A 12,068-nucleotide genomic window follows, 5' to 3' on the forward strand; every position below is an offset into this window, starting at 1 on the left:
CTTCCGAACCGCGTAACAAACCCAGCCCTGAACCGCGTCAGCCGCCGCCCGGCCAGCGCGATCTCGGCCTCGAACGCCAGTCCGCTCTCGGTCCCCCCCGTCGGCGTAGACGCAGGAGCAGCCTGATGGTCGGCATTCTCGAAGACAAGGACCGCATCTTCACCAACCTGTACGGCTTCCATGATTGGACGCTGGACGGAGCCAAGAGCCGCGGCGCCTGGAACGCCACCAAGGACATGCTGGACCTTGGCCGCGACTGGATCATCAACAACGTCAAGGCGTCCGGCCTGCGCGGCCGTGGCGGCGCCGGCTTCTCGACCGGTCTGAAGTGGTCCTTCATGCCCAAGGAAGTGAAGGATCGCCCTCACTACCTGGTCGTCAACGCCGACGAATCCGAGCCCGCGACCTGCAAGGACCGCGAGATCATGCGCCACGATCCGCATCTGCTGATCGAAGGCTGCCTGATCGCCAGCTTCGCCATGCAGGCCCACGCCTGCTACATCTATCTGCGTGGCGAATATGTGCTCGAGCGCGAGCGGATGGAGGCGGCGGTCAAACAGGCCTATGAGGCCAGGCTGATCGGCAAGGACAACGTCCACGGCTGGGACTTCGACGTCTATATCCACCACGGCGGCGGCGCCTATATCTGCGGTGAAGAGACCGCCCTGCTGGAATCCCTCGAAGGCAAGAAGGGCCAGCCCCGTCTGAAGCCGCCGTTCCCTGCTGGCGCGGGCCTGTACGGCTGCCCGACCACGGTGAACAACGTCGAGTCGATCGCCGTCGTCGGCACCATCCTGCGCCGCGGCGCGGACTGGTTCGCCAGCTTCGGCCGTCCGAACAACACCGGCACCAAGCTGATGTCGCTGTCGGGCCATGTGAACACGCCCTGCGTCGTCGAAGAGACCATGTCGATCCCGCTGCGCCAGCTGATCGAAGAGCACGGCGGCGGCGTTCGCGGCGGCTGGGGCAATCTGAAGGCCATCATCCCCGGCGGCGCCTCCTGCCCGGTCATCACGCGCGAACAGGCGGAAACCGTGCTGATGGACTTCGACTCCATGCGCGAGGTTCGCTCGTCGTTGGGCACCGCCGGCGTGACCGTGATGGACGAGTCCACCGACATCGTGAAGGCGATCGCCCGCATCAGCTATTTCTTCAAGCACGAGAGCTGCGGCCAGTGCACGCCGTGCCGCGAGGGCACCGGCTGGATGTGGCGCGTGCTGGAGCGTATGGCCGTGGGCGAGGCTGATCCCTCGGAAATCGACCTGCTGCTGGACGTCGCCGGTCAGGTCGAGGGCCACACCATCTGCGCCCTGGGCGACGCGGCCGCCTGGCCGGTTCAGGGCCTGATCCGTCACTTCCGTCACGAGATCGAAGAGCGTATCGCCAACTACCGCAGCCGCCGCGCGAACTTCGCCGGCCACGCGATCGCGGCGGAGTAGGGATGCGCCGCTTGTCCGCCATCGTGATCGGAGCCTTGGCTCTCGCCGCTTGCGGCGAGCGCGAGGCTGCGCCCACGCCTGCGGAAAAGGTCGCGGCCGCGGCCAAGCCGTCCGACGCCGTGAAGACAGCGCCGGCGGTGCTGACCCCGGCCGATCTGCGTCGGGTCTGTCGCGCGGGCCTCGCCGCCATTCACGGGCAGCAGCCCGGCGCCGTCGCCATCGACGGCGTGGAGGGCGAGGTGGTCCACGCCTCGTGGCGCGCCCCGGTCGACGGCGGCCGGATGCGCGCCGACTGCCGCGTCGAGAAAGACCTGATCGTGTGGAAACCGCTCGATCTGCCCGATCCAACCTTCGTGCGCTGGATGAACCAGTCGGACGATCCGGTGGTCCGCTACGTCATGGACGGCGAGACGATCACCATCACCCAGACCCTCCCGGATGGGACGACGGAACAGGCCGAATTGGCCGTTCCTGCTGAAGAAGAGGCCCGCTGATGCCAGTCGCCAAGGTCAACGGCGTCGAAGTTGAATTCGAGCCCGGCATGACCGTGCTCCAGGTCGCCGAGCGCGCGGGGCAGGAAATCCCGCGCTTCTGCTACCATGAACGCCTGTCCATCGCCGGCAACTGCCGTATGTGCCTGGTCGAGGTGAAGCCCGGACCGCCCAAGCCCCAGGCTTCGTGCGCGCTTCCGGCCGCCGACGGCCAGGAGATCTTCACCGACACCCCGATGGTGAAGAAGGCCCGCGAAGGCGTGATGGAGTTCCTGCTCATCAACCACCCGCTGGACTGCCCGATCTGCGACCAGGGCGGCGAGTGCGACCTGCAGGACCAGTCCATGGCCTATGGCCGCGATGGTTCTCGCTACGCCGAGAACAAGCGCGCGGTCGAAGAAAAGAACATGGGGCCGACGATCAAGACCTTCATGACGCGGTGCATCCAGTGCACCCGTTGCGTTCGCTTCATCACCGAGGTCGCCGGCGTGCCAGACATCGGCATGATCTCGCGCGGCGAGGACGCCGAGATCACCACCTATCTCGAGAAGTCGGTCGCCTCGGAACTGTCGGGCAATGTCAACGACCTGTGCCCGGTCGGCGCCCTGACCCACCGGCCCTGGCAGTACCACTATCGTCCGTGGGAACTGAAGAAGACCGAGACCATCGACGTCATGGACGGCCTGGGCTCGAACATTCGCGCCGATTACCGCGGCTCCGAGGTCATGCGGGTCCTGCCGCGCGTGAACGAGGGGATCAACGAGGAGTGGCTGTCGGACAAGAGCCGCTATGTCGTCGACGGCCTGACCGCGCGCCGCCTGGACCGCCCGTGGATCCGCGAGAACGGCAAGCTGCGCGCCGCCACCTGGAACGAGGCGCTGGACGCCGTCGCCGCCCGGCTGAAGGCCGCCTCGGCCGACCGCATCGGCGTCATCGCCGGCGACCTGCAGGACGCCGAGTCGATGAAGGCGACCCTGGACCTGTTCCGCGCCCTGGGCTCCAAGAACACCGACTGCCGCCAGGACGGCGCCGCCCTGGGCTATGGCCCGCGCGAGGGCTGGCTGTTCAACTCCGGCCTGGAAGGCATTGAAAAGGCGGACGCCATCCTGATCGTGGGCGCCAACCCGCGCGTCGAGGCGCCCCTGCTGAACGCCCGTCTGCGCAAGAGCTGGATCAAGGGCGGGGTCGAGATCGGCGTCATCGGCGAACAGGCCGATCTGACCTTCGACTACGCCTATCTGGGCGCCGGGTCGAAGACCCTGGCCAAGCTGCCCAAGTCGGCGATGGACTTCCTGGCCAAGGCCGAGCGGCCGGCGATCATCGTCGGCTCCGGCGCTCTGGGCGGGGAGGGCGGCGCCGCCGTCCTGAACGCCCTGGGCGCCCTGGCCAAGAAGGTCGGGGTCGTGACCGACAGCTGGAACGGCTTCAACGTCCTGCACCACGCCGCCGCGCGCGTGGCCGGCCTGGACATGGGCTTCGTGCCGGCCGAGGGCGGCCTGACGGCAGCGGACATGCTGAAGCCGGGCGCGCTGGACGTTCTGTTCCTGCTGGGCGCCGACGAAGTCGATCCGACCGGTTCGAACGCCTTCCGCGTCTATCTGGGCAGCCACGGCGATCGGGGCGCGCACGGCGCCGACGTCATCCTGCCGGGCGCGGCCTATACCGAGAAGTCGGGCCTGTATGTGAACACCGAAGGCCGGGTGCAGATGGCTGAACGCGTCGTCTTCCCCAAGGGCGAGGCCAAGGAAGACTGGGCGATCATCCGCGCCCTGTCCGCCCGCGTCGACCAGACCCTGCCGTACGACACCCTGGACCAGCTGCGCGCCAGGATGATGGCCGATCATCCGACCTTCGGCCGGATCGACTATCTCCCGACGCCGGCCGCCTTTGACCCCTCGAAACTGGGCGTCAAGGGAGACCTGGGCGACCGGGCCTTCACCTCGATCGTCGCCGATCCCTATCTTTCCAACCCGATCGCGCGCGCCAGTGCGACCATGGCCGAACTGTCCGCCCTGCGGATCGCCCCGGTCGCGATGGCGGCGGAGTAAGTCATGGACGCTGCTACCTCCTTTTGGGCCACGCCCGGCGGCTGGACGCTGATCACCCTCGGTCAGATCCTGCTGATCACCGTCGGCGTCCTGGTCGCCGTCGCCTTCCTGCTGCTGGCCGACCGCAAGGTCTGGGCCTCGGTGCAGATGCGCAAAGGGCCGAACGTCGTCGGTCCCTTCGGCCTGCTGCAGTCCTTCGCGGACATGATCAAATTCGTGCTGAAGGAGGTGGTCATCCCCTCCGGCGCGGACAAGGCGGTCTTCATCCTGGCGCCGATCATCACCGTCGTCCTGGCCTTCATGGCTTGGGCGGTGATCCCCTTCGCGCCGGGCTGGGTGGTGTCGGACCTGAACGTCGGCATCCTGTATATCTTCGCCGTGTCCTCGCTGGGCGTGTACGGCATCATCATGGGCGGCTGGGCTTCGAACTCGAAGTATCCGTTCCTGGGATCGCTGCGTTCGGCGGCCCAGATGGTGTCCTATGAGGTCTCGCTGGGCTTGATCATCATCAATGTGATCCTGCTGGCCGGCACCATGAACCTGTCGCAGATCGTGGAAGGCCAGAGCGGCTATTTCTGGAACTGGTACGCCTTCGGCGGCGGGCAGGGCACCTGGCCCCTGATCGTGATCCTGTTCCCCATGTCGATCGTCTTCTTCGTCTCGGCCCTGGCGGAAACCAACCGCCCGCCGTTCGACCTGCCCGAAGCGGAGTCGGAACTGGTGGCCGGCTATCAGGTCGAATACAGCTCGACCACCTATCTGCTCTTCATGATGGGCGAGTACGTCAACATCGTCTTCATGTCGGCGATGATGACCATCCTCTTCTTCGGCGGCTGGAACCCCGGCTTCCTGTCGCAGGAGACGCTGGACGACCTGCCGGCCTGGATCGCCTATACGATCTATCTGCTGACCTTCGTCACCAAGACGGTCTTCTGGTTCCTGGCCATCGCCCTGGTGAAGGCCTTCGTGCCTCGCTTCCGCTATGATCAGCTGATGCGGCTGGGCTGGAAGATCTTCCTGCCCGCCTCTCTGGTCGCCGTGGTGGTCACTGCCGCCTGGCGCGTCTTCGCGGTGGGGGCCTAGATGGTCTCGCGCGCCGTCATCCTGGCCATGGCCGCGTCGGGGGGGCTCGCCGCCTGCACCTTCGCGCCCATTCCCGCACCGGCGCCGACCGATCCCGCCGCGTCGCTGGAGCGGCGCGAGGACGGAGCGCGCCGTGACGGCGAGACGGTCAATCTGTGCCGGATGATGAACCGCGACGATCCCCGCTATAAGACGATGGACTGCAAGGACGTGCTGCGGAGGGTCGGAGCATGACCCGTCTGATCCTCCCGCTGCTGGTCCTCGCGCCCGTGATGACGGCCTGCGCGCCCGACACCCGGATGCCTGAATCCGGCTATCAGTGGCAGCAACGCCAGGAGCGGATCGAGCGCGAATGGCGCGCCGCCCAAAGCCAGGTTCCAGCCCAGACCCCGACCAAGACCCAGGCCGTCGCCCCGGCCCAGACTTCAACCAACGGCGCCCCGGCGCCAGAGGATCGCTCGTGATGTTCACCCGTATCGCCCAGGCCGCCAAGGGCGCGATGATGCTCGACGCCATCGGCGCCATCGGCCTGACCCTCAAATACATGGCCCGCCCCAAGGCGACCGTGAACTATCCGTTCGAGCGGAACCCGCAATCGCCTCGCTTCCGCGGCGAACACGCCCTGCGCCGCTATCCGAACGGTGAAGAGCGCTGCATCGCCTGCAAACTGTGCGAGGCCATCTGCCCGGCCCAGGCCATCACCATCGAGGCCGAGCCCCGCGCCGACGGCAGCCGCCGCACGACCCGCTACGACATCGACATGGTCAAATGCATCTACTGCGGGCTGTGCCAGGAGGCCTGCCCGGTGGACGCCATCGTCGAGGGCCCGAACTCGGAGTTCACCGTCGAAACGCGCGAGGAGCTGCTGTACGACAAGGCCCGGCTGCTGGACAACGGCGACCGCTGGGAACGCCATATCGCTAAGAATCTGGAACTCGACGCGCCTTACCGCTAAGGCGCTCACGCTAACGGGTCGGCGATTCCCAAACGGGGTCACGACCGAGACGAAAGGGGCCTCGTCCCGACATGCTGCAAGGCATAGCCTTCTATCTGCTGGCGGCGACCGCCGTGGTGTCAGGCCTTCTGGTCGTGACCGCGCGCAATCCCGTGCACAGCGTTCTCTTCCTGATCCTGGCCTTCTTCTCCTCGGCGGGTCTGTTCGTCCTTCTCGGCGCCGAGTTCCTGGCGATGCTGCTGGTCGTCGTCTACGTCGGGGCTGTGGCGGTGCTGTTCCTGTTCGTCGTCATGATGCTGGACGTCGACTTCCTGAAACTTCGGGGCGGCTACGCCCGCTATCTGCCGATCGGGGCCATCGTCGCGGCGGTGCTGCTGTTCGAGATGATCCTGGTGTCCATCGCCGTGGTTCAGGGCGGAGCGACCGCCGGCCTGACGGCGCCGGGCGCGCCGAGCGCCGACATGACCAATGTCGAGGCGATCGGCCGGGTGCTCTATACGGACTATGTCTACTTCTTCCAGGCGGCGGGGATCGTGCTGCTGATCGCCATGATCGGCGCCATCACCCTGACCCTGCGCCACAAGCCGCATATCAAGCGCCAGAACATTTCGGACCAGGTCAACCGCTCCGCCGCCAAGGCGATGGAGGTCAAGTCGGTGCAGACCGGGCAGGGCGTCTCGCCCGAGGAGCTTCTCTGATGGACATCGGTCTCATCCATTATCTCAGCGTGGCGGCGATCCTGTTCACCATCGGGGTCTTCGGCATCTTCGTGAACCGCAAGAACGTCATCATCATCCTGATGTCGATCGAGCTGATCCTGCTGGCCGTGAACATCAACTTCGTCGCCTTCTCGGCCTACCTCAATGAGGTGTCGGGGCAGATCATGGCCATGTTCGTCCTGACCGTGGCCGCGGCCGAGGCCGCCGTCGGCCTGGCCATTCTGGTGACCTTCTTCCGTAACCGCGGCGACATCGCCGTCGATGACGCCTCCGTGATGAAGGGCTGAGCGTGAACCTCCACACCCTGATCATTCTCGGGATCTTCGCCCCGCTGCTGGGCGCGACCATCGCCGGCCTGTTCGGCCGTCGGATCGGCAACATCCCGTCGCAGACCGTCACGACCGGCCTGCTGTTCTTCTCGTGCGCCGTCGCCTGGACGGTGTTCGGCCAGTGGACATGGGGCCATCTGGAGCCCTTCACCATCCGCCTGGCGCCCTTCATCAATGTGGGGGACTTCCAGTCGGCCTGGTCGATCCGCATCGACGCCCTGTCGGCGACCATGCTGATCGTGGTCACCAGCGTCTCTTCGCTGGTTCACCTCTACTCCTGGGGCTATATGGCCGAGGACGACAGCCGGCCGCGCTTCTTCGCCTATCTGTCCCTGTTCACCTTCATGATGCTGGCGCTGGTGACGGCCGCCGACTTCATGCAGATCTTCTTCGGCTGGGAAGGCGTGGGTCTGGCCTCCTATCTGCTGATCGGCTTCTGGTACAAGAAGCCGACCGCCAGCGCCGCCGCCATCAAGGCCTTCGTCGTCAACCGGGTCGGCGACTTCGGCTTCGTGCTGGGGATCGTGACCGTCTTCTGGATGTACGGCACGATCGAGTTCGCCGAACTGTTCCCGCTGGTCGCCTCCAAGGCGGGTACGACCTGGGAGTTCCTGGGCGTCCAGTGGTCCGCGCTGGATCTGGCCGGCTTCCTGCTGTTCATCGGCGCCATGGGCAAGTCGGCCCAGTTCTTCCTGCACACCTGGCTGCCGGACGCGATGGAAGGCCCGACGCCGGTGTCCGCCCTGATTCACGCGGCCACCATGGTGACCGCCGGCGTCTATATGGTCTGCCTGCTGTCGCCGATCTATGAGCACGCCCCCGGCGCCGCCCAGATCATCGCCATCATCGGCGCGATCACGGCCCTGTTCGCCGCTACGGTCGGCCTGACCCAGAACGACATCAAGCGGGTCATCGCCTATTCGACCTGTTCGCAGCTGGGCTATATGTTCTTCGCGGCGGGCGTCGGCGCCTATCAGGCGGCCATGTTCCACCTGTTCACCCATGCCTTCTTCAAGGCCCTGCTGTTCCTGGGCGCCGGTTCGGTGATCCACGGCATGCACCACGAGCAGGACATGCGGAAAATGGGCGGTCTGTGGAAGCTGCTGCCGATCACCTATGCCGTCATGACCATCGGCACCATCGCCATCACCGGCCTGGGCATCCCCGGCGTCGGCGGCTTCGCCGGCTTCTATTCGAAGGACTCGATCATCGAGAGCGCCTACGCCTCGGCCGCCAGCGGCCATAGCGCGGTCGGCCTGTTCGCCTTCTTCGTCGGCATCATCGCCGCCGGTCTGACGGCCTACTATTCGTGGCGCCTGGTCTTCATGACCTTCCACAACAGACCTGTGTGGAAGGAAGAGGGCGACGCCCATCATGCGGACGACCATGCCTCGCACGCCCAGCTGGAAACCCATTCCGAGCCGGCGGCCGAAGCGCACGCCCATGACGCGCATGACGATCACGCCCACGACGACCACGGCCACCACGGCCCGCTGCAGCCGCACGAGAGCCCTTGGGTCATGCTGGTTCCGCTGATCCTGCTGTCGGTCGGCGCCGTGGCGGCGGGCTTCGTCTTCGCGCCGCACTTCATCGGCCACCACGAGCATGAGTTCTGGCGTGGCGCCATCTTCACCGGCGAGCACAATCATGTGCTGCACGAAAGCCACGAGGTTCCGACCTGGGTGAAGTGGTCGCCCCTGATCCTGACCCTGATTGGCACGGCCTTCGCCTACTGGATCTATGTGGCGCGCGAGGGCATGGGCCGTCGCATGGCCGAGCGGGACGGCGCGATCTACCGCTTCCTCTACAACAAGTGGTACTTCGACGAGTTGTACGACTTCGTCTTCGTGCGCGGCTTCCGCGCCCTGGGCGACGCCTTCTGGAAGATCTTCGACGTGAAGATCATCGACGGCTTCGGTCCCAACGGCGCCGCCTGGGCCTCGCTGAAATCGGCCGGCTGGCTGTCCAAGTTCCAGTCCGGATTCCTCTACTACTATGCCTTCGTGATGCTGCTCGGGGTGGCTGGTCTGCTCACCTTCGCCATCCTCGCGTGGGGAGCCTGATCCCGTGCCCTACATCCTGAGCCTCGTTACCTTCCTGCCGCTGGTCGGCGCCCTGGCGATCTATCTCGCCCGGCTGGCCTCCAAGTCCCAGGACGCCGCCGCCCCGGCCGCGCGCTGGATCGCTCTGCTGACGACCCTGGTCGTCCTGGGCGTCTCGGTCGTGCTGGTCGCCGGTTTCGACCCGTCGAACACCGCCTATCAGTTCGTCGAAATGGTCCCCTGGTTCGCCGGGGCCAGCTATCATCTGGGCGTCGACGGGGTATCGGTGCTGTTCGTCCTGCTGACGGCCTTCCTGATGCCGATCTGCATCCTGGCCAGCTGGAAGTCGATCGAGACGCGCGTCGTCGAATATATGATCGCCTTCCTGATCCTGGAGACCCTGGTCATCGGCGTCTTCACGGCCCTGGACCTGTATCTCTTCTACATCTTCTTCGAAGGCACCCTGGTGCCGATGTTCCTGATCATCGGTATCTGGGGCGGCGCCAACCGGATCTACGCGGCCTACAAGTTCTTCCTCTACACCCTGCTGGGGTCCGTGCTGATGTTGCTGGCCATGCTGTGGATGTCGCACACCGCCGGCACCACCAGCATTCCCGAGCTTAAGCAGTACGCCTTCAGCCCGGCCGTTCAGCCCCTGCTGTGGCTGGCCTTCTTCGCCTCCTTCGCGGTGAAGATGCCGATGTGGCCGGTCCACACCTGGCTGCCTGACGCTCACGTGCAGGCGCCGACGGCGGGCTCGGTCATCCTGGCCGGCATCCTGCTGAAGCTGGGCGGTTACGGCTTCATCCTGTTCAACGTGCCCATGTTCCCGGTCGCGTCCGAGATGTTCCGCCCCCTGGTCTTCACCCTGTCGGTGATCGCCATCGTCTACACCTCGCTGGTCGCCTGGCGTCAGACCGACATCAAGAAGCTGATCGCCTATTCGTCGGTCGCCCACATGGGCTTCGTGACCCTGGGCATCTTCTCGGGCAACGATCAGGGCATGCAGGGCGCCGTCTTCCAGATGATCAGCCACGGCCTGATCTCGGGCGCGCTCTTCCTCTGCGTCGGCGTGGTCTATGACCGGATGCACACGCGGGAGATCGCCTTCTATGGCGGCCTGACCTCGCGCATGCCCTGGTTCGCCGCCATCTTCCTGATGTTCACCATGGCAAATGTCGGCCTGCCGGGCACCTCGGGCTTCATCGGCGAAGTCCTGACCATGACGGGCGCCTATCAGGCCTCGACCTGGGCGGCCCTGGTGGCGGCCTCGGGCGTCATCTTCTCGGCGGTCTACGCCCTGACCCTGTATCGTTCGGTCATGTTCGGCGAGATCACCAATCCGAAGCTGATGACCATCGCCGACATCGACAAGCGTGAGCTTGCGCTGTTCGTGCCGCTGATCGTCGGCACCCTGTGGCTGGGCGTCCATCCGGCCGCCGTCCTCGATTACACCGGGCCCGCCGTCGAGGCCCTGACCAGCGCCTATCGCGCCGCGATCGGCGGGTGAGACCAAGCATGCCTGATCTGTCCTCCGCCCTGCACCTCGCCGCCTCGGAGCTGACCCTTGCGGTCGGCGCCCTGGTCCTGCTGATGGTCGGCGCCTTCATCGGCGACAAGAGCGCCCGGCTGGTGTCCATCCTGTCGGTCCTGCTGCTGATCGCCGCCGCCGCCATCGCCGTCATGGGACCGTGGGGCGTCGCCTTCAACGGCGCCTATGTGGCCGACCCGCTGGCCATCTACGGCAAGAGCGTCATCTATCTGTCCGCCGCCGTGGCCGTCGTGCTGGGCGACGGCTGGATGAAGCGCACCCGCATCGCCAAGTTCGAATATCCGGTCCTGATCGTCCTCGCGGCGGTCGGCATGGGGATGATGGCCTCCTCGGGCGATCTGATCTCCATGTATGTCGGCATCGAGCTGCACTCGCTGGCCTTGTACGTCCTGGCCGCCTTCCACCGCGACGACGCCAAGGCGTCGGAAGCGGGGTTGAAATATTTCGTGCTCGGCGCTCTGTCGTCCGGCCTGCTGCTGTACGGCGCCAGCCTGATCTACGGCTTCGCCGGCTCGATGCGGTTCGAGGACATCGCCGCCTTCGCTCAGGACCATCCGGGCCCGGGCCTGGTCTTCGGCCTGGTCTTCCTGATCTGCGGCCTGGCGTTCAAGGTTTCGGCCGCCCCCTTCCACATGTGGACGCCTGACGTTTACGAAGGCGCCCCGACCCCGGTCGTGGCCCTGTTCGCCACCGCGCCCAAGATGGCCGCCATGGTGCTGATCGCCCGCGTTTTGGAAGGCGGCTTCGCCGAGGCCCACGCCCAGTGGTCGCAGGTCCTGATCGCCATCTCCCTGCTCAGCTTCGTGGTCGGCGCCTTCGGCGGCATCGCCCAGAAGGACATCCAGCGCCTGCTGGCTTATTCGTCGATCGCCAATATCGGCTACGCCCTGCTGGGCCTCGCCGCCGGCACCAGCGCGGGCCTGCAGGCCATGCTGATGTTCATGACCCTGTATGTCATCGACCAGCTGGGCTTCTTCGCCATCCTGCTCAGCCTGTCCAAGTCGGGCCGCCCGATCCGTCGCATCGCCGATCTGGCCGGTCTGAAGAAGGACCGTCCGCTGACCGCCGTCGCCCTGACCGTCCTGTCGCTGTCGGTGCTCGGCATGCCGCCGCTGTCGGGCTTCTGGGCCAAGTATTATGTCTTCGGGGCCGCTGCGGCCGCCGGCCTGTGGCCGGTCGCCGCCGTCGGTCTGGTCGCCTCGGTCGTCGCTGCCTTCTACTATCTGCGGATCATCAAGCTGATGTGGTTCGATGCGCCCGTGGACGAGATCGCCACCGACAAGGCCTCGCCGGAAACCAGCCTGATCGGCTGGGCCTGCGCCGCCTTCGCCTTCCCCCTGGTGATCGTCGGTCTGACCTGGCTGGAGCCGCTGACCAAGGTTGCGAGCGCCGGCTTCGGGAACGGTTAGG

General features: G+C 66.0%; 12 protein-coding genes. All 12 read left to right on the forward strand.

Features of this window, described 5'->3' with window-relative positions; translation table 11 throughout:
* The first annotated feature begins 125 nt into the window (after positions 1 to 125).
* Complete coding sequence (gene nuoF, locus JMT67_RS01675; RefSeq protein WP_054765532.1) at positions 126 to 1,439, forward strand: NADH-quinone oxidoreductase subunit NuoF; 1,314 nt, start codon at positions 126 to 128, stop codon at positions 1,437 to 1,439.
* 2 nt (positions 1,440 to 1,441) lie between these two features.
* Positions 1,442 to 1,933 (forward strand): hypothetical protein, encoded by a 492-nt coding sequence (locus JMT67_RS01680; RefSeq protein ID WP_152950063.1) that lies wholly within the window; start codon positions 1,442 to 1,444, stop codon positions 1,931 to 1,933.
* Entirely contained in the window at positions 1,933 to 3,978 is a 2,046-nt protein-coding gene (nuoG, locus tag JMT67_RS01685) for an NADH-quinone oxidoreductase subunit NuoG (RefSeq protein WP_201462518.1), read from the forward strand. The genes JMT67_RS01680 and nuoG overlap by 1 nt, the downstream gene beginning before the upstream one ends.
* Positions 3,979 to 3,981: 3 nt before the next feature.
* Positions 3,982 to 5,061 carry an NADH-quinone oxidoreductase subunit NuoH gene (gene nuoH, locus JMT67_RS01690; protein ID WP_054765535.1) on the forward strand — a complete coding sequence of 360 codons (1,080 nt, stop codon included), beginning with the start codon at positions 3,982 to 3,984 and terminating at the stop codon, positions 5,059 to 5,061.
* Positions 5,062 to 5,295: a hypothetical protein gene (locus JMT67_RS01695; protein WP_183215773.1), complete on the forward strand. Its 234-nt coding sequence runs from the start codon at positions 5,062 to 5,064 to the stop codon at positions 5,293 to 5,295.
* Entirely contained in the window at positions 5,292 to 5,525 is a 234-nt protein-coding gene (locus JMT67_RS01700; RefSeq protein WP_183215770.1) for a hypothetical protein, read from the forward strand. The genes JMT67_RS01695 and JMT67_RS01700 overlap by 4 nt, the downstream gene beginning before the upstream one ends.
* Positions 5,525 to 6,016, forward strand: coding sequence for an NADH-quinone oxidoreductase subunit NuoI (nuoI, locus tag JMT67_RS01705; protein ID WP_054765538.1), 492 nt, complete (start codon positions 5,525 to 5,527; stop codon positions 6,014 to 6,016). The genes JMT67_RS01700 and nuoI overlap by 1 nt, the downstream gene beginning before the upstream one ends.
* Positions 6,017 to 6,087: 71 nt before the next feature.
* Positions 6,088 to 6,714: an NADH-quinone oxidoreductase subunit J gene (locus JMT67_RS01710; RefSeq protein ID WP_183215768.1), complete on the forward strand. Its 627-nt coding sequence runs from the start codon at positions 6,088 to 6,090 to the stop codon at positions 6,712 to 6,714.
* The gene (gene nuoK / locus JMT67_RS01715) at positions 6,714 to 7,022 is read left to right on the forward strand and encodes an NADH-quinone oxidoreductase subunit NuoK (RefSeq protein WP_201462519.1); all 309 of its coding nucleotides are present in this window, start codon (positions 6,714 to 6,716) and stop codon (positions 7,020 to 7,022) included. The genes JMT67_RS01710 and nuoK overlap by 1 nt, the downstream gene beginning before the upstream one ends.
* Positions 7,023 to 7,024: 2 nt before the next feature.
* Complete coding sequence (gene nuoL / locus JMT67_RS01720; RefSeq protein ID WP_201462520.1) at positions 7,025 to 9,127, forward strand: NADH-quinone oxidoreductase subunit L; 2,103 nt, start codon at positions 7,025 to 7,027, stop codon at positions 9,125 to 9,127.
* Positions 9,128 to 9,131: 4 nt separating this feature from the next.
* Entirely contained in the window at positions 9,132 to 10,616 is a 1,485-nt protein-coding gene (locus JMT67_RS01725) for an NADH-quinone oxidoreductase subunit M (protein ID WP_201462521.1), read from the forward strand.
* 8 nt (positions 10,617 to 10,624) lie between these two features.
* Positions 10,625 to 12,067 (forward strand): NADH-quinone oxidoreductase subunit NuoN, encoded by a 1,443-nt coding sequence (nuoN, locus tag JMT67_RS01730; RefSeq protein ID WP_201462522.1) that lies wholly within the window; start codon positions 10,625 to 10,627, stop codon positions 12,065 to 12,067.
* Position 12,068: the final 1 nt, after the last annotated feature.

Source organism: Brevundimonas aurantiaca (genome assembly GCF_904830995.1).
Lineage (GTDB): Bacteria > Pseudomonadota > Alphaproteobacteria > Caulobacterales > Caulobacteraceae > Brevundimonas > Brevundimonas aurantiaca.